This is a genomic window from Yoonia sp. (assembly GCF_017854565.1).
GTDB lineage: Bacteria > Pseudomonadota > Alphaproteobacteria > Rhodobacterales > Rhodobacteraceae > Yoonia.
Window position 1 is genome coordinate 1 of the sequence record NZ_JAFMHJ010000042.1, and the last position, 24,733, is coordinate 24,733.

Here is a 24,733-nt window from a genome sequence, read left to right on the forward strand (position 1 = left end):
TCTCGACCCTAACCTTGGCAAGGTTATGCTCTACCCCTGAGCTACGCCCGCATCCTGTTCGTGAGGGGTGATCTATAAACACTTCGCAGACTCTGCAAGACCAAAATCGCCCGTCGCACCAGTTTTTCGCAGGTTCTCTGCCGGGGTCATGCCTTTGGCGCGCAATCGCTGAATGTCGTCTGCGCGATCAGCCCCACGTCTTCGCTGTGGGCGATCACGCCCCCCTCATGCAGCAACAGCAACCCATAGGCGCCCGGTTCATCAACCGACAGCGATGAGTTGTCGCTCTCAAAGTCCAAGACCCCTTGGTGGCAGGGGCTTTTGAACATGCTCCAGGGCACGCCGCGGCTGCTGCCGGACATTGTGCGGTGCACGTGTCCGCAGAACAAATGCACAGCGCCATGCGCGGCAAGCTGGTCCAGAAATGTATCGCCGTCCGCCAGATTGATGGCGTCCATCCCGGCAATGCCCGTCGCAAACGGCGGGTGATGCACAAACACCAGCGCGGTTCTGTCTCTGGCACCGGCCAGTGCCGCGCTTAGAAAGGCGCGCCTGTCGGGGCATAGTCGCCCCATATGGTGCCCCGCTGGGTAGGGCGGACCATCCAGCGAATCAAGCGTGATAACCCGGTGCCGCGGCAAATCCATCATGCCCTGCACGTGTCCGGCACCCGTGCGCGGCGCGTCGGGAAAGGCCGCCAGAAACGCTGCGCGCCGATCATGGTTGCCCAGCATCGGGATGATGGGAATAGGCACATCCCGCAGGACCGTGGCAAGGGCCGCGTATTCGTCGGGCAGGCCACGATGGGTCAGATCCCCCAGTAGGATCAGAGCCTTAGCATCAGGGTGGGCCGTACAAGCCGCATCCAGCACCAGCCGAAACCGCGCCATCGGGTCCAGCCCGATAATCGTCTCGCCCGGTTGGCAAATATGGATATCGCTGATCACAAGCAGTTTTTGCATCGGGTTACTCCTTAAACAGTATCAAATTTCGGCGATTTCCCAATGGGCCGGCAGATCATCCGGCCTGGCCGTGGCCGGAACCGTCCGACCCCGGCGTATTCCGGCAGGGCGACGCCAATTGCACTGCCATCACGCCAACTCGACCAACAGATCCTTGGCATCAATCTGCGCGCCGGCGTGCACATGCACGGCCTTGACGACCGCGTCACGCTCGGCATGGATGCCGGTTTCCATTTTCATCGCCTCGATCGTCAGCAGCAGATCACCGGCCTTGACCTTTTTGCCGACCACAACGGCCACCGTGGCCACGACGCCGGGCATCGGGGCGCCGATGTGATCGGGGTTGCCGGTTTCGGCCTTGGGGCGCTGAACCTTGGTGGCTGCGGCCAGCCGGTTCATGACCCGGATCGTGCGCGGCTGCCCGTTGAGCTCAAAGAACACTTTGACCTCGCCATCCTCGTTCACGTCGGCCACGGCCTGCATCCGGATTTCAAGGGTCTTGCCGGGGTCGATTTCGGCGGCGATTTCCTCGCCGGGTTCCATCCCGTAAAAGAACGTGCGTGTGGGCAGTGTGCGGACAGGCCCATAGGTCCGATGGCGGCCCATGTAATCCAGGAAAACCTTGGGGTACATCAGATACCCGTTCAGGTCTTCGTCATCCACCGTCTTACCCTCTAGTTTCTTGGCCAGATCGGCCCGCGCGGCTGCCAGATCGACGGGCGGCAGGAATTTGCCCGGGCGTTCCACGAACGGCTTTTCACCCTTGAGGATCTTTTTCTGAATGGCCTCGGGCCAGCCGCCCGGTGGCTGCCCAAGGCTGCCGCGCATCATGTCCACAACACTGTCGGGGAACACGACATCGACGTCGGGGTCTTCGACCTGTGCCCGCGTCAGGCCCTGACTGACCATCATCAGGGCCATGTCACCGACGACCTTGGACGAGGGCGTGACCTTGACGATATCGCCAAACATCCGGTTCACATCCGCATAGGTCTGCGCGACCTCATGCCAGCGTTCCTCCAGCCCCAACGACCGCGCCTGCGCCTTGAGGTTGGTGAACTGCCCACCGGGCATTTCGTGCAAATACACCTCGGACGCAGGGGCCTGCAGGCCGCTTTCAAAGGCGGCATAATGCGCGCGGACCTGTTCGAAATAGTTGCTGATCTCGCGGATCGCCGTGATATCCAGACCGGTGTCGCGGTCGGACCCCTTCAGCGCCTCGACAATCGAGCCCAGCGTCGGCTGGGATGTATTCCCCGAAAAGCTGTCCATCGCTGCATCCACACAATCCACCCCCGCCGCCGAAGCCGCCATGACGCTGGCAATCGCCGCCCCCGAGGTGTCGTGCGTGTGGAAATGGATCGGCAGGCCGATTTCTTGCTTCAGTGCCGTGATCAGGGCGGTTGCGGCTGCGGGCTTCAACAGCCCGGCCATGTCTTTCAGCCCCAGAACATGGGCGCCTGCGGCCTCCAGCTCCTTGGCCATGCCGACGTAATATTTCAGGTCGTATTTCGCCCGGTCCGGGTCCAGCAGATCGCCGGTATAGCAGATGGTGCCCTCGCAGACTTTCCCGGCCTTGATCACGGCATCCATGGCGACGCGCATGTTTTCAACCCAGTTCAGGCTGTCGAAGACCCGGAACACATCGACCCCCGATGTGGCGGCCTGCGCCACAAAGGCCTGCACCACATTGTCGGGATAGTTGGTGTAGCCCACGCCATTTGACGCACGCAGCAACATTTGCGTCATGATATTGGGCATATGCGCGCGGATATCGCGCAGGCGCTGCCACGGGCATTCCTGCAAGAATCGGTAGGCCACATCGAACGTGGCACCGCCCCAGCACTCCACACTGAACAGCTGGTTCATCTTGGCGGCATAGGTCGGGGCGACACGGATCATGTCAATTGACCGCATCCGCGTGGCCAGCAGGGATTGATGCCCGTCGCGCATTGTCGTGTCGGTGATCAATAGTTGCTTTTGGTCGCGCATCCAGTCGGCCACGGCCTCTGGCCCGAATTGTTCAAGGATTTGCCGGGTGCCGGGGATCACATCGGTCGTGGGCTTGATCGGCGCGCGCGGCGGTTTGACATCGGCATGGGGCAGGGGCCGCCCGGCGGTTTCAGGGTGCCCGTTCACGGTGATGTCGGCGATATAGGTCAGGATCTTGGTCGCCCGGTCGCGCCGCTTGCTGAAGTTGAACAGCTCCGGCGTCTCGTCGATGAATTTGGTATGGTATTCATTGTTCAGGAACGTCGGATGCTTCAGCAGGTTTTCAACGAACGCGATATTGGTGCTGACGCCGCGAATGCGGAATTCCCGCAACGCCCGGTCCATCCTTGCAATCGCCATTTCGGGTGTGGGCGCGCGGGCGGTCACCTTGGTCAGCAGGCTGTCGTAATAGCGCGTGATCACCGCGCCGGAATAGGCGGTGCCACCGTCCAGCCGGATACCGGGGCCCGTGGCGCTGCGGTACATCTGAATACGGCCATAGTCGGGGATAAAGTTGTTCATCGGGTCTTCGGTGGTGACCCGGCATTGCAGGGCATGCCCGTCAAGCTTGACATCATACTGGCTGGCGCATCCGGTGGCCTCGACCAGCGATTTGCCCTCGGCGATCATGATCTGGGCGCGCACGATATCAATGCCCGTCACCTCTTCCGTGACCGTATGTTCAACCTGCACACGCGGGTTGACCTCGATAAAGTAGAATTCGCCGTTATCCATATCCATCAGGAATTCGACGGTGCCCGCACATTCGTAATTCACATGCTGACATATCTTTTTGCCCAAATTGCATAGCTGTTCACGCTGCGTGCCGCTCAGGTATGGGGCAGGGGCGCGTTCGACCACTTTTTGGTTGCGGCGCTGGACCGAACAATCGCGTTCCCACAGGTGGTAAATCGTGCCATGGCTGTCGCCTAGGATCTGCACCTCGACGTGGCGGGCGCGCATGATCATCTTTTCCAGATACCCTTCGCCGTTGCCAAAGGCGGATTCCGCCTCGCGCCGGCCTTCGCGGACCTTCTCGACCAGTTCATCCTCGGACATGATCGGGCGCATCCCGCGTCCGCCGCCGCCCCACGACGCCTTGAGCATCAGCGGATAGCCGACCTCGGCTGCCTGTTTCTTGACCAGATCCATGTCGTCGCCCAACACGACCGTCGCCGGAATCACCGGCACGCCTGCGGCAATCGCCACCTGCCGCGCACTGGCCTTGTCGCCCAATTCGCGCATCGTCTGTGCCTTGGGTCCGATAAAGGTAATGCCGTTCGCCGTGCAGGCATCCACGAAATCGGGGTTTTCGCTCAACAGGCCATAGCCGGGGTGGATCGCATCGGCGCCAGCCATCTTGGCCACGCGGATAATCTCATCAATCGACAGATAGGCCGCGACCGGTCCCAGACCTTCGCCGATCCGATAGGCTTCGTCGGCCTTGAACCGATGCAGGCCCAATTTGTCTTCTTCGGCAAAAACGGCGACCGTCTTTTTGCCCATCTCGTTGGCGGCCCGCATGATGCGGATCGCAATTTCGCCACGGTTGGCGATAAGAATTTTCTTGAAATCGGTCATGGTCTGTCCCCTTCGCAGTTGCAGCATTGTTAGCAGCATTCAGCCAAACGTCCATAACGATTACTGGGTATGCCGCAGGCAATCGCGAACAGCCCCAAGGGTTTTTGCCCCGATTTGCCCCATATTGCTGATCATATCCTGTCGCAGGATATCCAGAACATGCGCCGCACCCGGTTCGCCCAAGGCCCCAAGACCATAGTGGAACGCGCGTCCCAGCATGACAAAATCAGCCCCCAGCGCGAGCGCGCGCAATACATCCAACCCACCTTCGATCCCGCTGTCAAAGATGATCGGCAGGGTGGTCTCGGCACGCATATCCGGCAACACGTCAATGGTGGCAGGCGCCCCGTCAAACTGCCGCCCTGCGTGGTTGCTGACCCAAATGGCGTCCGCGCCCTCGTCCGCCAGCCGCGCCGCATCGGCGGGCCGCAACACGCCTTTGACGATCAACGGGCCATCCCAGACGCGACGCAGCGCTTTGAAATAATCCCAATCCGGCGACGTCCGCAGCAGATACCCGATATGTTGGTTGGACGGCAGCGCACTGCGGTTTTCCGAATAGCTTTCCATCAGGCGCAAACGCGGCATCCCGGTTTTGCGGATCCCGTTCAGCCAGGCGGGGCATTGCGCCGCCTGCAGGGCAAGACGCGGCGTCAGCTTGGGCGGATTGGTCAACCCCCCGCGCGTCTGCCGCTCGCGACGCGATGCGACAGGCACGTCGACCGTCAGCACAAGCGTGGTGAAACCCGATGCTTTGGCGCGCTGCAAAATGCTGTCGCGAATGCCGGGGTCGCGGGGCGGGTATAGCTGAAACCACGCATGCTGGCCTGCATGCGGCCCGACGTCCTCGGGCAGTTGGCTGGCGACTGTGGACAGCGTATAGGGGATGTTTTGCGCGGCCGCTGTGCGCGCCAGCATCTGTTCCGCACCGGGCCATATCAGCCCCGACATGCCGACCGGCGCAATCCCGATGGGCAGGGGGTGGGTCTGCCCCAGCAAGGTCGTTGTCAGATCCGGCGCGAATTCGCCATGCAGGATGGAGGGGTTCAACAACACCTGATCCAGCCCGGTGCGATTGCGCCGCAGGGTTGCTTCCATGCCGGTCGCGCTGTCCAGATACTCCCACACAAAATGCGGAATACGGCGCCGCGCGCGCGTCTTGAGGTCAGCAATCGCAGGGTACTTCGTATGCAGAGACATGCTTTATCCAATCACCAAATCGCCAAAAAGGCCCAGCAGAAATCCAGCCACGGCCCCAAGCGCCGGGCCACGTTTGTTGCGGAGCTTCGCTTGCGGGGCAATGTCCTGAAAAATCAGGTAAAGGATCGCGCCCGCCGCCGCCAGCATCAGCGCCCCGGTAATCTGCGGCAGATCAGCCAGCAAAACATACCCGCCCGCTGCGGCGAACGGCCCCAATAAGGCCAGCATCAAAAAGCGCCGCAAAATACGCGGCCCGTGCATTCCGGCATCCGCTTGCTCGCGGTAGGCGTTAAAACCCTCGGGCAGGTTTTGCAGCGCGATCAGCAGCGCCAGCAACAGCGCGGACCCTTCGCCGCTAGCCACCACCGCCCCCAGCGCAATCGCCTCGGGGATGAAATCGGACAACATCGCGACCAGCTGCGCCTTGGGAGATCCCGAATGGGTCAACCATGCGTCCACCGACGCCATCACCATCGCGCCAGCGGCAATCCACGCGATCACCGCGAAATCGCCCAGCGCTGCATCGCCATTGGGGATCAAGACCAGGGTCACCGCACTCAGCAATGCACCGCCGCCAAAGGCGATCACGGTATGGCGCAGCTCATTGCGCAGCCAATGGCGCTGGATATGCTCATGTGCGGCCAGCCATCCGCCAAGCGGGATCATCGCGCCGGCCAAACCTGCAAGAAGGATCACCTGTATCATGCGACTGACCTAGCTGATGCAATGATCCGAGGGAAGCTGGGAACATTGTGTGAACAGCCCTTTTCCTGCCGCCTCTTTCCAGCTATCTTGCCCCGCATGAGCAGTTTTTCCGAAGATGACGCCTTTGAGGCCGCCGTTCCCCTGAGCCAGCGCGCGATGGCGCAACGCCCGACGCCCTATCTTGATGGGCTGAACCCCGCCCAACGCGAGGCGGTCGAGACGTTGGACGGCCCCGTCTTGATGCTGGCGGGGGCAGGGACGGGCAAGACCAAGGCGCTGACGACCCGCATCGCGCATTTGTTGGCCACAGGCCGCGCCCGCCCGCACGAAATTCTGGCCGTGACATTCACCAACAAGGCCGCCCGCGAAATGAAATTGCGGATCGGGTCGCTGATGGGTGACGCAGTCGAGGGGATGCCGTGGCTGGGCACCTTCCATTCCGTCTGCGCCAAACTTTTGCGCCGCCATGCGGAACTGGTTGGGCTGAAATCCAACTTCACCATCCTCGACACCGACGATCAAATCCGCCTGATGAAACAACTGATCGTGGCTGCGGGCATCGACGAAAAGCGGTGGCCACCGCGGATGCTTGCCGGGATCATCGACAACTGGAAAAACAAGGCTTTGACCCCTGATAAGATATCGGCGGCGGATGCCGGGGCCTTTGACAGCAAGGGGGCCGCGCTTTACGCCGCCTATCAGCGCCGCCTACTGGAACTGAACGCCGTCGATTTCGGCGATATCCTGCTGCATGTGGTCACGATCTTTCAGACCCACCCCGACGTCCTCCAGCAATACCAACGCTGGTTCAAATACATCCTTGTCGACGAATATCAGGACACCAACGTCGCGCAATATCTGTGGCTGCGCTTGTTGGCCGCGTCGCATAAGAACATCTGCTGCGTCGGCGATGATGACCAGTCGATCTATGGCTGGCGCGGTGCCGAAGTGGGCAATATCCTGCGGTTCGAAACCGATTTCCCCGGCGCCCATGTGGTCCGGCTCGAGGAAAACTACCGCTCCACCCCGCATATCCTCGCTGCCGCATCCGGTGTGATCGCCGCCAACAAGGGGCGGCTGGGCAAGACACTTTTCACCTCGCGGACCGACGGCGAAAAGGTACGCCTGATCGGCCATTGGGACGGCGAAGAAGAAGCGCGCTGGATCGGCGAAGAGATCGAGGCAATGCAGCGCGGCACCCGTGGCATGGAACCGATCAATCTTGATAAGATGGCGATCATGGTTCGGGCTACGCAACAGATGCGCGCATTTGAAGATCGGTTCCTATCAATTGGTCTGCCTTATCGTGTCATTGGTGGCCCGCGTTTTTATGAACGTAAAGAAATCAGAGATGCTGTCGCTTACTTCAGAGTTGTTGTCTCCCCAGATCATGACCTTGCTTTCGAAAGAGTATTAAATACACCTAAACGCGGATTAGGCGATAAGGCTGTGCAGACAATTCGAAATACGGCTGGGGCAAACGAAATTTCACTTTTTGAAAGTGCGCGATTGTGTTGTCAGAACAAACTCATCAAAGGTAAGGGCCTGAAGGAACTTGCAATCCTCGTTGAAGGGATTGATCGGTGGCATGGCGAAACCATTGGGCCAGTCCGTCAAATTCAAGCCGATAATTCTGTGTTTGAAGATGAGTCGATTGTTGCAGCATTCGATGCTGATGAAACTGAATATGACCATGTTGAGTTAGCAGAAAAAATTCTGGATGAGAGCGGCTATACGGCTTCGTATTTCAAGCAACAAACCCCGGAAGAATTTGAACGAGGTGATACTCTTGTTCCGATAGATATTGAAGCGCCTGGGCGGCTTGAAAATCTAAAGGAATTGATCGCGCAATTATCACGCTTCGAAAACCTACAGGGTTTCTTAGAAAATGTAAGTCTCAATCTGGATAATGGCCAAGAGGAAAATGTCGAAAAAGTTAGTATTATGACGCTCCATTCGGCCAAGGGTCTTGAATTCCCTGCTGTGTTTCTGCCGGGCTGGGAGGATGGACTGTTTCCGTCACAAAGGTCGATGGACCAACCTGGCATACTTGGCGAAAAAGGGTTGGAGGAAGAACGCCGCCTTGCGTATGTTGGGATCACGCGAGCTGAGGCTGTTTGCATCATATCGTTTGCCAGCAACCGGATGATGTTCAATAAGGATTCTCGTGGATGGACCTCGCAAATGCCGTCGCGGTTCATTGATGAATTGCCCGAACCTCATGTCGAGGTGCTGACCCCACCCGGCCTTTATGGCGGCAGCTATGGCGCGGCAGGCATGGCAGCCAGCGCCTCGCCTGCAATCGCGGGTGGTGCGATGTCAAATCTGCACCAAAAGGCCCATGACGCGAATGTCTATAACTCGCCCGGCTGGCGGCGGTTGCAGAACCGCAGCGCGCAGCGTGGCATGGCGATGCCAGCTGAGGCGCGCAATATGACGATTGATCTCGCGGCCGTATCGGCCTTTACCGAAGGCGACCGGGTGTTTCATCAAAAATTTGGCTACGGCGAAGTGATGGGGATCGAAGGCGACAAGCTGGTGATTGCCTTTGACAAAGCGGGATCAAAGCATGTCGTCGCGCGGTTCGTGGTCAGCGCCGGACAAGCGGATGACGTTCCGTTTTAACGTGAAAGCTTTTCTGGAAAATTGATCGCAACTAGTGGGTCAACATCGGCCACAACGACCCCAAGAGCAGCACCGCCATCGTCACGTTGAACACCCGTAATCGGCGCGCCGTTCCCAGCCAGCGCCGCACTTGCACGCCCATCCATGCCCAAACCGTCACCGACGGCAGGTTGGTCGCTGCAAAAACACCGGCGACCATCAACGACCCGATCCATATGCCGCGATCCTGCGGCGCATAGGTGCTGATCGCCGTAATTGCCATGAACCACGCCTTGGGGTTGACCCACTGAAACGCGGCCGCCTGCATGAATGTGAACGGGGTGCCTGTCACCTGTTCGGCCTGTGGCGGCACAGCATTGGCGATTTTCCACGCCAGCCACGCCATATAGGCCGCACTGATCACCTTGAGCAGGACATTCAACACCGGATAGCTGTCGAAAATCTGCAACAGGACAACCCCAACCATCGTGACCATGAACGCATGACCAAGCGATATCCCCAGCAGATGGGGCACCGTCCGGCGCAGCCCATAGTTGGCCCCAGATGCCATCAGCATCAGGTTATTGGGTCCCGGTGTCACGGAACTCGCAAAGGCAAAGCCGATCAGGCCAATCAGGATTTCATAAGGCATGTGGTCTGGATATCTGGTGTTGGCCACCAAGAACCAGCCAAATATTCCACCCACCGCAGCAATTGCGCCGGACCTGACCAGATCGCATCACAACGGACATAAAAAAACGGCGACGCCCGGGAGGAGGTGGGCATCGCCGTCCTTATGATCAGCACCCTCTCGCGTCTCGGGAGGAGAAGAGCGGGGCGCTTCCTCGCGGGCGTTGCTCGGGAGGAGGTGAGCGCGGCCTGCGGTATGATCGGTTCCGTCGGGAGGAGGTGACGGTTCCGAATTCTGTTTCAAAGCGGCGGCACCCGGGAGGAGGTGGATGCCGCCGCCTTATTGTTGACCGGGCTCACCGGAGGGCGCCCAGGTCGTTTCAGATCAGCCTAGAAGGGAGGAGGAGGCCGATCCGATCCTTGAATTACTTGTCGTAGGCCGCTTCCAGCGCGATGCCTTTGATCATGCTGCGGCTCATGCCCAGATCGTTCAGGTCACGATCGGTCAGGCTTTGCAGCTCTTTGAATGTTGCGTTGTAGATTTTGCGCTTTGCCAATTTGTCTGCAAATGTCGCCCGGAGCGCTGCGATACGCTGACCGAATGTTGCGCCGTCAAAACCTGTGAGTGTAAGAACTGTCATCGCTTCTCTTTCGTCTAACTTGTACCTTGCAGTCTGTACTGCTTGTGTTGTGACAAAGATGTATGAAAATGCTGCACTTGCACAATCTCCTAAGCGAACAATGCTGCTATGCAGAAAATGCATAAGCAAACCTGACCTAATGCCTTGAAACCGATCTTATTCGGGTCATGTGGTGCCAATCCCTTGCGCACTGCTCAATAGATGGCAGATGGTGACCGCAAAGTAGGCAGCCGACGAACCGGAGGGACAGATGTCCGTGAAAAGCGATGAAATCCTAAATGCGCTGGGGCGCATCACATTGCCTGACGGTGGTGATCTTGTGTCGCGCGATATGATCCGCGCACTGATGATCGAGGCCGACTCGGTCCGGTTCGTGATCGAAGCACCCGATCCCGCACAGGCCGCCCGGATGGAACCGATCCGGCACGCAGCCGAGGCGATGGTCCGCGCGATGCCCGGCGTCGCCAATGTCTCGGTCGTGCTGACCGCGCATGGTCCGGCCCACAAGGCACCCGCGCCGCCCTCGCTCAAGGTGGGGCGCCATCCAACCCCGCAGGCAGGGCCCGCGCGTGTCGCTGGCGTGGATCGCATACTGGCAATCGGTTCCGGCAAGGGCGGCGTTGGTAAATCCACCGTGTCATCGAACCTTGCTGTGGCGCTGGCCCGCGAGGGGCGCCGCGTTGGTTTGCTGGACGCGGATATCTATGGTCCCAGCCAGCCGCGCATGATGGGCGTGAACAAACGCCCCGGCAGCCCTGATGGCAAGACGATCATTCCGCTGCAGGCTCATGGTGTCACGATGATGTCGATTGGCCTGATGGTTGATCCTGACAAGGCCGTCGTCTGGCGCGGGCCGATGTTGATGGGCGCGTTGCAACAGATGTTGGGGCAGGTGGAATGGGGCGCATTGGATGTGCTGATCATTGATCTGCCCCCCGGCACCGGCGATGTGCAACTGACCCTGTGCCAAAAGACCGAACTGACCGGCGCCGTCGTCGTCAGCACGCCGCAGGACGTCGCCTTGATTGATGCGCGCAAGGCTTTGGATATGTTTCAGACCCTCAATACCCCGGTGCTGGGTCTGATCGAAAACATGTCCACCTTCCATTGCCCTAATTGCGGCCATGAATCCCATATTTTCGGCCATGGCGGTGTCGCCGCCGAAGCCGAGAGGATCGGCGTGCCCTTGCTTGGCACGCTACCGATTGACTTGGATACCCGGCTTGCAGGCGATGCAGGCACGCCGATTGCGGCGGGCGATGGCCCGATGGCTGATGCCTACCGCGTGCTGGCCCGCCGGCTCATCGACGGAGGCATGGCATAGTTACGATCCGCCCCGCCACTGCGCCGGATTTTGCAGCCGTCTGGCCTATGCTGCGCGATGTCTTTCGTGCCGGCACGACCTATGCCGTGGAGCCCGCGATCAGCCGGGATGCGGCGCAGGCCTATTGGATGACCAGCGCGCGGGCGACCTATGTGGCGCAAACCGACGCGGGGATTGTCGGCACCTACTATATCCGCACCAACCAGCCGGGCGGCGGCGCGCATATCTGCAACTGCGGTTATGTGGTGGCCGCCGCCGCACGCGGGCAGGGTATTGCGCGCCAGATGTGCCTCCATTCGCAGGACGCCGCCCGCGCGCTGGGCTACCGTGCCATGCAATTCAACTTTGTGCTGGCCAGCAATCATGGGGCTGTGCGGTTGTGGCATGATCTTGGCTTTGCGACCGTGGGCACGATCCCCGATGCGTTTGCCCATCCCACAGCTGGAATGGTGCAGGCCCATGTGATGTACAAACGGCTGGACCCACCGACATAGGCTCAGTTACAGACTAGCGCCGGGATTTCATGGGACCCCATCGGGAACCGAATCACTTCTACGGCGAATCCATGCCGGTTTTCGCGTGAAACCGCCCAGAATCGTGTGGCATCCTTGACCAATTCCAACGTAGTCCCGAAAAAACCGGTATTTTCTGGAACCACAAGATAATTCCCTTATTTCCACCATATATAGTGGGTCATCACCGCTTTGGTACAATGTGAGCCATCGCCTTGGGCCGGAATAGTCAAAATGTTGTTGTGGTAACCCCTGTCTATCCCCATCAGATACCATGAATTCCCAGAAAACTGTTGATTGGTGGCCTGACTGGTGGCACAACGGTTGTACGGTAAAGACGAGATAAGACTTTAAGGGGCAACAAGAACCCCAACCGGCAAAAGCAGGTTTCATACAGGCCTCGTACTTACCGAATAATGAGATCCGGCGCGTGAGCGAGCAGACATCCCCCCAGGTGGCACGCGCAGTCGGACTTTCCCAGAAATGGGACGAGGGCGGCGGATTGTGCAGTGGCAGCAGCGCAATCCGCCGTTTCCACATCCAAGGCAGTTTTTTGTGGGGGCGGTTTCAGTAGAAGGGCCAAGGGACAGTGGTTCTGAGTTTCACAGGCGAACACACCCAAAAGGTGGACGGTAAGGGGCGCATGTCGATCCCGGCCGATTTTCGTCGTGTGCTTGAATCCGGCGACCCCGATTGGACCACTGGCCTGAACCCCCGTCTGTATCTTTTGTACGGTGATCACCTCAAGGAAACCCTGCATGTCTATACGATGGCAGGCTTCAGCGAAATCGCCGACCAGATCAACGCCATGCCGCGCGGCGATGCGTCCCGCACCCGTTTGTCGCGCCTGATCCTCGGTCAGTCGATCAAGCTTGAGGTGGACAAGGACGGGCGCTGTGTCATGCCGATCCGGCAGCGCCAAAAGCTGGGCCTGACCGAAGGCGACGTCTATTTCAGCGGTGTCGGCGACCATTTCGAAGTCTGGAAAGCCGAGACCTTCGCGCAGACGGTCGGGCAGTCCATGCATGAATGGCTGGACGCACAGCCCGATGATTTTGACCCGCTCAGTTTGCTGGGCACCTGAGGAGGGTATGATGTCAGCTGCCGCAGACCGCCAACCCCATATCCCTGTACTGCTTGGGCCGCTGATCAGGGCGGTTTCGCCCGTTTCCGGCATCTGGCTGGATGGCACGTTTGGCGCGGGTGGCTATACCCGTGCGTTGCTGGCCGCCGGCGCGGATCAGGTGATCGCCGTAGACCGCGACCCGATGGCCTTTGACATGGCACAGGCTTGGGCCGCCGACTATGGCGACCGGATCAAGATGGTCGAAGGCACGTTTTCCAGGCTTGATGAATACGGCAATGATCTGGACGGCGTCGTGCTGGACCTTGGCGTCAGCTCGATGCAGCTGGATCTGGCCGAACGTGGCTTTTCGTTCATGCGCGACGGGCCGCTCGATATGCGCATGTCCCAAGAAGGCCCCTCGGCGGCGGATCTTGTGAACACCGCCGAAGAGGCCGAGATCGCTGATATCATTTACCTTTACGGCGAAGAACGCGCATCGCGCCGGATCGCGCGCGCGATTGTGGCCGCGCGTCCCGTGACGACGACCCTGCAACTGGCCAAACTCGTCGAGGGGTGCTTGCCGCGCTCCAAACCTGGCCAATCGCACCCCGCAACACGCACGTTTCAGGCGCTGCGCATTGCGGTGAACAATGAATATGGCGAACTGGCCCAAGGGCTGATGGCCGCAGAGCGTGCCTTGAAACCCGGTGGCCAATTGGCTGTTGTCACCTTCCATTCTGTCGAAGACCGGATGGTCAAACGGTTCTTGCAGGCCCGGTCGGGCAATACGGCCAATGCCAACCGCTTTGTCCCCGAAACCGTCCAGATCACCCCGGCATTTCGGATTGAAAAGCGCAAGGCGATCGGCCCCGATGCAGATGAATTGGCGGTCAATCCCCGGTCCCGCTCGGCCAAACTGCGCGTGGCGATCCGCACCGATGCCCCCGCGCAGGATATCGACCCTGCATCGCTGGGTATGCCGATGATGAAAGGGGGCCGGTGATGCGTGGCTTTCTGTATGTGCTGGCGGCGCTTGGCGTCATGGGCATGGCTTTTTGGGCCTATCAGGAAAACTACAAGACACAGGCGGCGATCAAGGATGTGCGTGATCTGCATGCGCAGATTGGCGCGGCGCATGAACGGCTTGGGATGCTGCGGGCCGAATGGGCCTATCTCAACCGGCCTGACCGTCTGGCCGATCTGGCTGACTTGAATTACGACCGTCTTGGGCTGCTGCCGTTGATGCCCGATGCCTTTGGGCAGGTCGATCAAATCATCTATCCGATCCCGCCCATTTTGCCGATCACCGATCCGATAGAGTTGTCCAACGATGTCTATCGCGGCACGGAAGAACCGCTATGACCCGCACACCCCTGCGCCCGCTGGCCCGCATCCTCAAGGCGCGCGCGCGCGGTGAAAACCCCGACGTCATCGAGGCGGAAAACCTGCGCCTGCGCCACGAGGCCATTCAGGACAAGGTCCGCCAGCGCGCCGAAGGGCGTCTGCTGGTTCTGGGTCTGGCATTCTTTTGCGCCTTCGCGGCGATTGGTGGCCGGATGGGCGTGCTCGCATCATCTGTCCCCGAAGAGCCGCGCACAACGACCGTGGGTAACCCGATTATCGGGCAACGTGCTGATATCGTTGATCGTAATGGCCGTATTCTGGCGACGAACCTTGCCACACATTCGCTTTTTGCACACCCGCAGGACATGATTGACCCGGCCAATGCGGCCCGTGGTCTGGCCGCGATTTTTCCCGAACTGGACGAAGCCCAATTATTGGCTGATTTCACCGGCGCACGGCGCTTCTTGTGGATTCGTCGCCAGATCAGCCCCGAACAGATGCAGGCCGTGCATGACATCGGCAGCCCCGGCCTGCTGTTTGGTCCGCGCGAAATGCGGCTTTATCCCAATGGCCCGATTGCGGCACATATCCTTGGCGGGGCCAGCTATGGCCGCGAAGGTGTCGCCAGCGCCGAAGTGATCGGTGTCGCGGGCGTCGAACGCGAATTCGATGCCTTCCTGCGTGACCCGGCCAATGAAGGCGCGCCACTGGAATTATCGCTTGATCTGACCGTGCAGGCCGCCGCGGAACAGGTGCTGTCGGGTGGTATGTCGCTGATGAACGCCAAAGGTGCCGCATCGGTTTTGATGGATATCCACACCGGCGAGATTATCTCGATGGTGTCGCTGCCTGATTTTGACCCAAACAACCGCCCCCGTGTGCTGTTGACCGGCGATCAATCCGACAGCCCCCTGTTCAACCGCGCGGTGCAAGGCGTCTACGAACTGGGGTCCACGTTCAAGATTTTCGCCGTTGCACAGGCGATGGAACTGGGGCTGATCAATTCAGATACCATGATCGACACGCAGGGGCCGCTGACGTGGGGCCGCTTTCGCATTCGTGATTTCCACGATTACGGCGCCCAACTCAGCACGACCGACGTCATCGTCAAATCCTCGAACATCGGCACGGCGCGCATTGCGATGCAGGTCGGGGCCGACCGCCAGCAGGCATTTCTCGGGGCGCTCGGCTTTCTGAAGGCCACCCCGGTCGAGCTGTCAGAGGCGCCCTCCGGTGCCCCGTTGTTGCCGCGCAACTGGTCTGAAATATCAACGATGACAATCTCTTATGGTCATGGCCTGTCGACGTCGCCGCTGCACCTTGCCACCGGCTATGCGTCGGTGCTGAACGGTGGCATCCGTGTTGAACCGACACTGCTGCGCCAGCATGGCATCACACCGGGCCCCCGTGTCGTCCGCGCCGATGTCAGCGCGCAGGTCCGCCAAATGCTGCGCGCCGTCGTCGTCCGCGGCACCGCCTCATTCGGCGAGGTGCCGGGCTACGCCGTGGGTGGCAAGACCGGCACCGCCGACAAGCCGCGCGAAAATGGCGGCGGCTACTATGATGACAAGGTGATCGCGACCTTTGCGTCGATCTTTCCCGCCGATGATCCCAAATATGTGCTGATCGTCACGCTGGATGAACCCTCTGAGAATTCCGGCACCGAACCGCGTCGCACCGCAGGCTGGACCGCCGTGCCCGTCGCCGCCGAGATGATCCGCCGCGTCGCCCCGCTTTTGGGACTGAGACCGCAAGTAGACATGGTGCAATCGGTCGGTGTAACACTCACCTCAAACTAGGCGGGGCACGCGGATGAAATCACTGGCAGAGCTGGGGCTGACGGCCCAAGGTGCGCGCGAAGCACAGATCACCGGGCTGACCGTGGACAGCCGCGAGGTCAAAAAGGGCATGTTGTTTGCCGCCCTGCCGGGCGCACAGGTGCACGGCGGAGAGTTCATTCAATACGCCCTGCGCATGGGTGCCGGGGCTGTTCTGACCGATGCACGGGGCGCGCGCATCGCCGCGGCCGATCTCGCCGCGTCCGATGCCGCAGTGATCATCGCCCAGGACCCGCGTCAGGCCTTGGCACAGACCGCATCGCTGTGGTTCGGGGCGCATCCCGCCACCGTCGTCGCCGTCACCGGCACCAATGGCAAGACGTCGGTTTCGACCTTCTGCCGTCAAATATGGGAGGAAATGGGAATCGCCGGTGTGAACCTTGGCACCACCGGTGTTGAAGGCGCGTGGACCCATCCGCTCAAACACACCACACCCGAACCCATCACCCTGCACCGGGTCCTGTCCAAGGCCGTACATCACGGCGTCACCCATGTCGCAATGGAGGCATCGTCGCACGGGCTGGACCAGCGCCGTCTGGACGGGGTGCTGCTGGCGGCGGCTGGCTTTACGAATTTCACCCAGGACCATCTGGATTACCACCGCACGTTCGAAGCCTACTTTCAGGCCAAGATGGGCCTGTTCACCCGTGTTCTGGCCGAAGATGGCGTGGCCGTCATCAATCTGGACGATCCCAAGGGGGGGCAGGTGGCCGATATCTGCGCCGCGCGCGGTCAAGAGATCATCGGAATTGGCCGACAGGCCAGCGCACGCTTGCGCCTGACCGGCCAACGCTTTGATGCCACAGGTCAGGACCTGCTGTTCACATGGCAAGGCCGCCCGCATCAGGCCCGGCTTGCCCTGATCGGCGGGTTTCAGGGGGATAACGTGCTGCTGGCCGCCGGTCTGGTGATCGCCGCCGGCGCTGACCCGCAAGCGGTGTTCGACACGCTGCCCCACCTCAAAACCGTGCGGGGCCGGATGGAACTGGCCGCGACGCGGGAAAACGGCGCGGCTGTGTTTGTGGATTACGCCCATACACCCGATGCGATTGCGACAGCGCTGCAGGCCATGCGCCCGCACGTCATGGGCCGGATCATCGCCATTGTCGGTGCTGGTGGCGACCGCGACACCGCCAAACGGCCCCTGATGGGTGCCGCCGCTGCGGTTCACGCCGATATCGTGATTGTCACAGATGATAACCCCCGTTCCGAAGACCCCGCCCGTATCCGCGCCGCCGTCATGGCCGGTGCCGTCAGCGCAGGTGGCTCGGACAGCATCACCGAAGTGGGCGACCGCGCCGAGGCGATCTTGCGCGGTATCGACATGCTGGCCCCCGGCGATGCGCTGCTGATTGCGGGCAAGGGGCATGAAACCGGGCAGGTCGTGGGTGACACGGTCCTGCCGTTTGATGATGTCGAACAGGCCAGCGTGGCCGTCGCCGCACTTGAGGGAAAAATATGAACGCGCTTTGGACCTCTGTCGATGCCGTCGCGGCCACCGGGGGGCAGACCACCCGTGACTGGACGGCGCAGGGCGTGTCGATCGACACGCGCACATTGCAGCCCGGCGATCTTTTTGTCGCCCTGACCGACATCCGCGATGGCCATGATTTTGTCGCGCAGGCCTTGGCAAAAGGTGCCGCCGCAGCGCTTGTCACCCATCGGCCCGATGGCGTGCCCGATGATGCGCCACTGTTGATCGTCGCAGACGTGTTGTGCGCGCTGGCTGATCTGGGCCGTGCCGCCCGCGCCCGCACGACGGCACAGGTCGTGGCGGTCACCGGGTCCGTCGGCAAGACATCGACCAAGGAAATGTTGCGCACCGTGCTGTCCGTCCAAGGGAAATGTCACGCCGCCGAAGCGTCGTACAACAACCACTGGGGTGTGCCGCTGACCCTCGCACGGATGCCAGCCGACACCGACTTTGCCATCGTCGAAATCGGAATGAGCAACCCCGGCGAAATCGCCCCCCTTGCGAAACTGGCCCGCCCGCATGTCGCGATGATCACGACCGTGGCGGCGGCGCATCTGGCGGCCTTCGACAGTCTTGCCGGGATCGCCATCGAAAAAGCCACGATTTTCGACGGGCTGGTGCCCGGCGGCATTGCCATCGTGAACGCCGATATCGCAACCAGCGGTGTGTTGCGCGATCACGCGGCAACGATGGGGGCCACACTGGTGCTGTTTGGTGAAACGGGGACCGATTGGCGGGTCACGGACGTGCGGCTGATCGGCAACGTCACGGTGATACGCGCGACCGGTCAGGGGCAGGATTACCTGTTCAAACTGTCCGTGCCGGGCCGTCACTTTGCCATGAATGCCGTGGGCGTTCTTGCCGTTGCCGCCGCATTGGGCGCCGATCCGGTGGCCGCCGCCCTTGGTATCGCGCGATGGACGCCGCCCGCCGGGCGCGGCACCCGCGAGGTGATCGTGCTGGACGCCACAAACGAAGCCGAAACGCTGGACCTGATCGACGACGCATTCAATGCCAACCCCACGTCTCTGGCCGCATCTCTCGAGGTCGTCGCATCAGCGCAACCCACTGATGACGTGGGCCGCATCGTCAAGGGGCGGCGCGTGGCGATCCTTGGCGATATGCGCGAACTGGGACCGGACGAGGTGCAGATGCACCGCGCCATGGCCGCAGACAAGCACCTTCAAACGCTGGACCTGATCCATTGCGCCGGGCCGTTGATGCACCACCTCTGGCAGGCGCTGCCCCAAGAAAAGCGCGGGCAATGGGCGCCGCAGGCCGCCGATCTGGTCCCGCAGGTATCGCGTCTGGTCGATGCAGGCGATGTTGTGCTGGTCAAAGGTTCCAAGGGCAGCAAAATCAGTCTGGTCGTTGACGCCATCCGCAAACTGGGGCATCGCCGCCCACAAGATGAATAAGGGTTTCCTATGCTATATTGGCTGACAGCACTTTCCGACGGCGGCGATTTCTTCAACCTGTTTCGCTATATCACCTTCCGCGCGGGTGGCGCATTTATGACGGCGCTGCTGTTTGGCTTCATCTTTGGCCTGCCGCTGATCAACGTGCTGCGCCGCAAGCAAGGCAAAGGCCAGCCGATCCGCAGCGATGGCCCCGCGGGGCATTTCGCCAAGGCCGGCACGCCGACCATGGGCGGCTTGTTGATCGTCGGCGCGCTGACCACCTCGACCCTGCTCTGGGCGCGGCTGGACAACCCGTTCATCTGGATGGTGCTGTTTGTCACCCTGTCGTTTGCCCTGATCGGGTTCGCCGATGACTACGCCAAAGTGTCCAAGCAAAACACCAACGGCGTCTCCGGCAAAATCCGCATCGTGCTGGGCATCTTGATTGCGGCCATCGCCGGTTTCTGGGCCGCGCAATATCACCCCGAAGGACTGGATAACCAACTGGCCCTGCCGATTTTCAAAAACACGCTGATCAATCTCGGGATCCTTTTCGTACCCTTCAGCGTGATCGTGATCGTGGGCTCGGCCAATGCGGTCAACCTGACCGACGGGCTTGACGGGCTGGCCATCATGCCGGTGATGATCGCCGCAGGCACCTTTGGCGTCATCGCCTATGCGGTTGGCCGGACCGACTTTACCGAATATCTCGATGTGCATTACGTGCCGCAAACCGGCGAACTCCTGATCTTTACCATGGGCCTGATCGGTGGCGGCCTCGGGTTCTTGTGGTACAACGCGCCGCCCGCCGCCGTCTTCATGGGCGACACCGGATCACTGGCCCTTGGCGGCGCGCTCGGTGCCATCGCCGTGGCCACCAAGCACGAGATCGTTCTGGCCATCGTCGGCGGCCTTTTCGTGGTCGAAGCGCTCAGCGTCATCATTCAGGTCCTCTACTTCAAACGGACCGGCAAGCGGGTCTTTCTGATGGCCCCGATCCACCACCACTACGAGAAAAAGGGCTGGGCCGAACCCCAGATCGTGATCCGTTTCTGGATCATCTCCCTGATCCTGGCCATGATCGGCCTCGCAACGCTGAAGGTGCGGTAGGGGGGACAACGTCGCCGTCCGCCAAAGCCAAATGCGTACAACCCTCCCGTAGGGCGGGGTTCACCCCGCCACCCTTCCCAAGTCGCGTCAGACGTGTATGGTGCCCGCAGTCATTTAAAGGAACGATTTGATGCCGCAGTCTGGAATGGATTACTGGGTCATTGGCGGGGTAATTATTGCAATCGTCGCTGTGCTGATCCCGTATTGGCAGCTCAAAAAACGCAAACCATCCGTTGATCAAAAGATGACAAACAGTCGCAGCAGCACGCAAACCGCGCAGCGCGATGATGTCAAACAAACGATGGATAACACCACGGACGGCGACCAAAACGCATGAACTTTTTTGGCAGCAAGGATGTGGGGCAAACGCAAAAGGGTGGCCATAGCAATACCCAAAACATCGGCATGGACCCTACGCTATTCATTGCAGAGATGCAGCGCAAGGATGCGCGCATTGATGAGCTGATAGCCGAGAAAGAAGCGCTTGTCCTAAAGGTCAGCGAACTGGAAAAGCGACAACTAAATGCTGAACTGGCACAGTTACGCGAGCAAAAACAAGAACTTGAGTTGCGATTGGCCAATCCAGATCAAGCCTTCGTAGAGCACAAGGAGCGTGCCAGCCAGATTGAAAAGCTGTTACAAGGTGCCGCCGCAGCGCAATCATTGGGCCAAAACCGCATCACCTCTGCGCTCGAACGGTTTGAACACCTCGACTATGCCGAAATTGACGCGCTGCTTACTGAAACGGCAGAGCGTGGCATAATGCTTGCCGCCAACGCCTATTATGGCAAGGGCCTGATTGCTGAAGATGCGGTAAAATGGCACGACGCCTACACCCATTACAAACGGGCTGCCGACCTTAGCGATGATCAGTCCCACTTGGAAGCATATGCGCATATGACGTGGAGACTGGCCAAGGGGGACGAAGCGGTCGCAGCCTGTGAACGTCTTGTCGCGCGCGCAAAGGCTGATTCTGGCCCGGACAGCGCTGCCTAAGCGACGCGCCTCAACAACCTCGCGATGGTGGTGCAGGCACAGGGCCGGTTTGCCGAGGCCGAAGTGCTGTATCTTCAGGCGCTGCAGATTGCCCGCGCGACGATTGGCAACGGGCATCCGGCCTATGCGACGCACCTCAACAACCTCGCACGTCTTTTGGTGCAACAAGAGCGGGCAGAGGAGGCGCGCCCGCTGCTCACGCAGGCTTTGTCGATCTTGCAGGCAACCCTGCCGGCAGCGCACCCGCATGTCGCTTCGGCTCAGGCGCAGATTGCTGGACTCCCCAAACCCTAACACCTCATTCACATTTCCACCGTACGCCCCCTTAATCACCCCATACCCGCAGATCGGTAGGTACAGCTTCTGTACGGCTTGCATACGCCAAACATACCCGCAAAATGGCCTCAAGACCCCTGTTAACCAAGGGGATTTGCCGTGATCTGCCGCCGTGGCCCGAAATCGCGTTAATACCTCCTTTACCTCACCTTGCGTCCAGCCCCCGCAGACGGCACTCTGCCCGCAAAACACCAAAGGGGCAGTGCGATGATTCCAGTGCAAGGTTACACGGGCCAGATTGTCGCCGTTCTGGGGCTTGGCCGTTCGGGCCGGGCGGCGGCGTTGGCATTGCGCGAAGGCGGGGCGCAGGTCGTGGTCTGGGACGATGGCCAGACCGCGCGGGACGCCGCACAGGTCGATGGGTTTGCTCTGCGTGATCTAGCAAAAGTGGCGTCTTTTGAAGGGGTTGCGGCCCTTATCGTCAGTCCCGGCATTCCGCATCTCTACCCCAGCCCGCATCCCGCAGTCGCCGCCGCATGGGACGCAGGCGTGCCGGTGGACAATGATATCGGGCTGTTCTTTCGGTCCTTTGCGACCGACGATTGGGATGGCTTCGACACCCCCCCCCGCGTGATCGCGGTGACCGGATCAAACGGCAAATCCACGACCGCCGCCTTGATCCACCACATCCTAGTGGAAAATGGCCGGCCCGCGCAATTGGCGGGCAATATCGGGCGCGGCGTGCTGGACATCGACCCGGCCCATGACGGTGAGGTGGTGGTGCTGGAACTGTCCTCCTACCAGACCGACCTGGCCCGGTCGCTGACCCCGGATGTCGCTGTTTTTACTAACTTTTCTGCCGATCACCTGGACCGGCACGCCGGTTTGGGCGGATACTTTGCGGCCAAGCGCCGGTTGTTCGCCGAAGGTGGCCCCGACCGTGCGGTCATCGGCATGGACGAACCCGAAGGACGTTATCTGGCCAACCAACTGGCCGAAGGTCCCGGCGACGACCGCGTCATCGCGATATCATCGGGGCAGAAGCTGATCGGTCTGGGTTGGAGCGTTTTTGCCCGCAAGGGGTTCTTGTCGGAATACCGCAAGGGCCGTCAGGCTGGGGCGATTGATCTTAGGGATATCAAAGGGTTACCCGGCGCGCACAACCATCAGAATGCCTGTGCCGCCTACGCAGCCTGCCGGGCGATGGGCCTTGGACCAAAGGGGATTGAGGCGGCGATGCGCAGCTATCCGGGCCTGCCGCATCGGTCGCAGTTGGTGGCCGAGGTCGGGGGCGTGGCCTTTGTGAACGACAGCAAGGCAACAAATGTCGACAGCGCTGCCAAGGCCCTGCAGGCCTTTGCAAAGGTGCGCTGGATTTGCGGCGGCTTGCAGAAAGAAGGCGGTCTGGAAGGGCTGTTGCCGCATCTGGATCATGTGGTGAAGGCCTATGTGATTGGCCGCGAAGCCGAAGGCTTTGCGCGTCAACTGGTTGGTGTTGCGACCGAGGTCTGCCTGACGATGGACGTGGCCGTCGCAAATGCGGTGGCCGAAGCCGAAGCAGGAGACGTTGTGCTGCTCGCCCCCGCGGCGGCGTCATTCGATCAATATGACAACTTTGAAAAACGCGGTGAGGATTTTGTGCGCTGCGTGACGGCAGCCACGTTGTAAGGTGGGTCTTGACCCACCTTACGGGCTTGCAATGGCGCGCCCTGCTGCCCAACCCGATGACCATGCCCATTGGAAATTATAGCCCCCAAGCCAACCAGTCATATCGACGCATTCCCCAATGAAATAAAGCCGTGGCATGGTTTTTGCCGCCATCGTTTTTGACGACAGCGCATCGGTATCCACCCCGCCAAGGGTGACTTCTGCCGTGCGATAGCCTTCGGATCCGGTTGGTGTCAGCACCCAGTTCTGCACGCTATCGCTGATGGCGAGCAGAGCGGCGTCGCTTTGGTCGGCGAGGTTGCCGTTGAGCGGGATCTCTGTTGCCAGATGTGCGACCAACCGGCTTGGCAAGTAGTGCGACATCACGGTGCTCAGCGCTTTGCGGCCCGATATTTGCCGCTCGGCACGTAATGCGTCGCAGAGATTTGCCTGTGGTGTCAGATTAATGCTGATGGTCTGGCCTTCGTCCCAATACGACGAGGCTTGCAGGATAGCCGGACCAGACAGGCCGCGGTGGGTAAATAGAATGGCCTCATCAAAGCTGATGCCATGCGCTGTGACGCGGGCAGGGGTTGCGACACCTGCCAGAGGTTTGAATTTGTCATCAGAGAACGTGAGCGGAACCAGACCGGGCCGCGGTGCTATCGTGTTTAGTCCGAATTGTTCGGCAATCCGGTATGCCAACCCGGTGGCACCCATTTTGGGGATTGATTTACCGCCTGACGCCACGACCACGTTGCGCGCCGTAACGCGTGTTGTTCGCCCTTCGCGGGTCAGGTTGATATGAAAGTTACGGCCATCATGTGTGATTTCGCCGACCTCTGTTCGCAGCCAAAGCTGTGCGCCCGCACGGTCCATTTCGGCGCGCAACATGATGATGATGTCCTTGGCGCTGTTGTCGCAGAAAAGCTGACCAAGGGTTTTTTCGTGCCATGGGATGCGATGTGCGTCAACAAGGCTGACGAAGTCCCATTGGCTGTAGCGTCCCAGCGCAGACTTGCAGAAGTGTTTGTTCTGGCTGATGAAATTTTCGGGGCTTGTGTGCATGTTGGTAAAGTTGCATCGCCCGCCGCCGGAGATGCGGATTTTTTCGCCGGGTGCTTTGGCGTGATCGACGACCAGCACGCCGGGTCCTGCGTGTGCCGCGGACATCATGCCAGCGGCGCCTGCGCCGATGATGAGGGTTTGTATTTTCATGCCGTCGATGTGGCCCGGAAAGCGTGGCGGTGCAAGGGTGACTGCGTGCGGGTGCCTCCGGCGGGGATATTTATGCTCGGAAGAAGCTCTGGCTTCCTTGACGATATGGTAGGCTTGAAATATGCAGTAATTCCAGAGCGCGGGTGTTGTGTAATGGTAAGACCCTAGCCTTCCAAGCTAGAGACACGGGTTCGATTCCCGTCACCCGCTCCA

20 protein-coding genes, 1 tRNA gene and 1 pseudogene are annotated in these 24,733 nt (G+C 60.4%); 15 read left to right on the forward strand and 7 right to left on the reverse strand.

The window, feature by feature from the left end; genetic code table 11:
- Positions 1-146: 146 nt before the first annotated feature.
- From QZ196_RS14180 to QZ196_RS14195, 4 genes are all read right to left on the reverse strand, one after another.
- Positions 147-962, reverse strand: a complete 816-nt coding sequence (locus QZ196_RS14180; protein WP_296427536.1) for a phosphodiesterase — start codon at positions 960-962, stop codon at positions 147-149.
- Between the two features lie 129 nt (positions 963-1,091).
- A complete protein-coding gene (locus QZ196_RS14185) occupies positions 1,092-4,535 on the reverse strand; it encodes a pyruvate carboxylase (RefSeq protein ID WP_296427538.1) in 3,444 nt (1,147 codons plus the stop codon).
- A 60-nt stretch (positions 4,536-4,595) separates the two neighbouring features.
- Positions 4,596-5,735, reverse strand: coding sequence for an alpha-hydroxy acid oxidase (locus tag QZ196_RS14190; protein ID WP_296427540.1), 1,140 nt, complete (start codon positions 5,733-5,735; stop codon positions 4,596-4,598).
- Positions 5,736-5,738: 3 nt separating this feature from the next.
- Positions 5,739-6,440 carry a divalent cation transporter gene (locus QZ196_RS14195; RefSeq protein ID WP_296427542.1) on the reverse strand — a complete coding sequence of 234 codons (702 nt, stop codon included), beginning with the start codon at positions 6,438-6,440 and terminating at the stop codon, positions 5,739-5,741.
- 96 nt (positions 6,441-6,536) lie between these two features.
- Between QZ196_RS14195 and QZ196_RS14200 the strand changes: the two genes are divergently transcribed.
- A complete protein-coding gene (locus tag QZ196_RS14200; protein ID WP_296427543.1) occupies positions 6,537-9,065 on the forward strand; it encodes a UvrD-helicase domain-containing protein in 2,529 nt (842 codons plus the stop codon).
- Positions 9,066-9,096: 31 nt separating this feature from the next.
- On the opposite strand, the gene QZ196_RS14205 is transcribed toward QZ196_RS14200, so the two are convergent.
- On the reverse strand, positions 9,097-9,696 hold the full coding sequence (locus tag QZ196_RS14205; protein WP_296427571.1) for a LysE family translocator: 600 nt from the start codon (positions 9,694-9,696) through the stop codon (positions 9,097-9,099).
- 403 nt (positions 9,697-10,099) lie between these two features.
- Positions 10,100-10,315: a DUF1127 domain-containing protein gene (locus tag QZ196_RS14210; protein ID WP_296427545.1), complete on the reverse strand. Its 216-nt coding sequence runs from the start codon at positions 10,313-10,315 to the stop codon at positions 10,100-10,102.
- A gap of 250 nt (positions 10,316-10,565) precedes the next feature.
- Between QZ196_RS14210 and QZ196_RS14215 the strand changes: the two genes are divergently transcribed.
- The 13 genes and pseudogenes from QZ196_RS14215 to murD all read left to right on the forward strand — a co-directional run bounded on the left by QZ196_RS14215 (position 10,566) and on the right by murD (position 23,323).
- Positions 10,566-11,639 carry an Mrp/NBP35 family ATP-binding protein gene (locus QZ196_RS14215; protein WP_296427548.1) on the forward strand — a complete coding sequence of 358 codons (1,074 nt, stop codon included), beginning with the start codon at positions 10,566-10,568 and terminating at the stop codon, positions 11,637-11,639.
- A complete protein-coding gene (locus tag QZ196_RS14220; protein ID WP_366510981.1) occupies positions 11,636-12,133 on the forward strand; it encodes a GNAT family N-acetyltransferase in 498 nt (165 codons plus the stop codon). The genes QZ196_RS14215 and QZ196_RS14220 overlap by 4 nt, the downstream gene beginning before the upstream one ends.
- A gap of 607 nt (positions 12,134-12,740) precedes the next feature.
- Positions 12,741-13,235 (forward strand): cell division/cell wall cluster transcriptional repressor MraZ, encoded by a 495-nt coding sequence (locus tag QZ196_RS14225; protein WP_296427551.1) that lies wholly within the window; start codon positions 12,741-12,743, stop codon positions 13,233-13,235.
- Between the two features lie 10 nt (positions 13,236-13,245).
- On the forward strand, positions 13,246-14,220 hold the full coding sequence (gene rsmH, locus QZ196_RS14230; RefSeq protein WP_296427552.1) for a 16S rRNA (cytosine(1402)-N(4))-methyltransferase RsmH: 975 nt from the start codon (positions 13,246-13,248) through the stop codon (positions 14,218-14,220).
- Positions 14,220-14,579 (forward strand): cell division protein FtsL, encoded by a 360-nt coding sequence (locus QZ196_RS14235; protein ID WP_296427553.1) that lies wholly within the window; start codon positions 14,220-14,222, stop codon positions 14,577-14,579. The genes rsmH and QZ196_RS14235 overlap by 1 nt, the downstream gene beginning before the upstream one ends.
- Positions 14,576-16,360, forward strand: coding sequence for a penicillin-binding protein 2 (locus QZ196_RS14240; RefSeq protein WP_296427555.1), 1,785 nt, complete (start codon positions 14,576-14,578; stop codon positions 16,358-16,360). The genes QZ196_RS14235 and QZ196_RS14240 overlap by 4 nt, the downstream gene beginning before the upstream one ends.
- 13 nt (positions 16,361-16,373) lie before the next feature.
- The gene (locus tag QZ196_RS14245) at positions 16,374-17,861 is read left to right on the forward strand and encodes a UDP-N-acetylmuramoyl-L-alanyl-D-glutamate--2,6-diaminopimelate ligase (protein ID WP_296427557.1); all 1,488 of its coding nucleotides are present in this window, start codon (positions 16,374-16,376) and stop codon (positions 17,859-17,861) included.
- A complete protein-coding gene (gene murF / locus QZ196_RS14250) occupies positions 17,858-19,291 on the forward strand; it encodes a UDP-N-acetylmuramoyl-tripeptide--D-alanyl-D-alanine ligase (protein ID WP_296427559.1) in 1,434 nt (477 codons plus the stop codon). Before QZ196_RS14245 ends, murF begins: the two co-directional genes overlap by 4 nt.
- A 9-nt stretch (positions 19,292-19,300) precedes the next feature.
- The gene (gene mraY, locus QZ196_RS14255; RefSeq protein WP_296427561.1) at positions 19,301-20,383 is read left to right on the forward strand and encodes a phospho-N-acetylmuramoyl-pentapeptide-transferase; all 1,083 of its coding nucleotides are present in this window, start codon (positions 19,301-19,303) and stop codon (positions 20,381-20,383) included.
- Positions 20,384-20,513: 130 nt separating this feature from the next.
- Positions 20,514-20,720 (forward strand): hypothetical protein, encoded by a 207-nt coding sequence (locus QZ196_RS14260; RefSeq protein ID WP_296427563.1) that lies wholly within the window; start codon positions 20,514-20,516, stop codon positions 20,718-20,720.
- Between the two features lie 95 nt (positions 20,721-20,815).
- Positions 20,816-21,379, forward strand: a complete 564-nt coding sequence (locus QZ196_RS14265; RefSeq protein ID WP_296427565.1) for a hypothetical protein — start codon at positions 20,816-20,818, stop codon at positions 21,377-21,379.
- A 12-nt stretch (positions 21,380-21,391) separates the two neighbouring features.
- A pseudogene (locus QZ196_RS14270) lies at positions 21,392-21,673 on the forward strand (tetratricopeptide repeat protein); the annotation flags it as partial.
- A gap of 249 nt (positions 21,674-21,922) precedes the next feature.
- Complete coding sequence (gene murD, locus QZ196_RS14275) at positions 21,923-23,323, forward strand: UDP-N-acetylmuramoyl-L-alanine--D-glutamate ligase (RefSeq protein ID WP_296427567.1); 1,401 nt, start codon at positions 21,923-21,925, stop codon at positions 23,321-23,323.
- An 18-nt stretch (positions 23,324-23,341) separates the two neighbouring features.
- Here the strand turns inward: murD and QZ196_RS14280 are convergent, their stop codons facing one another.
- Positions 23,342-24,520 (reverse strand): NAD(P)/FAD-dependent oxidoreductase, encoded by a 1,179-nt coding sequence (locus tag QZ196_RS14280; protein ID WP_296427569.1) that lies wholly within the window; start codon positions 24,518-24,520, stop codon positions 23,342-23,344.
- A 139-nt stretch (positions 24,521-24,659) separates the two neighbouring features.
- On the opposite strand from QZ196_RS14280, the gene QZ196_RS14285 reads away from it, so the two are divergent.
- Positions 24,660-24,733: transfer RNA gene (locus QZ196_RS14285), tRNA-Gly, on the forward strand.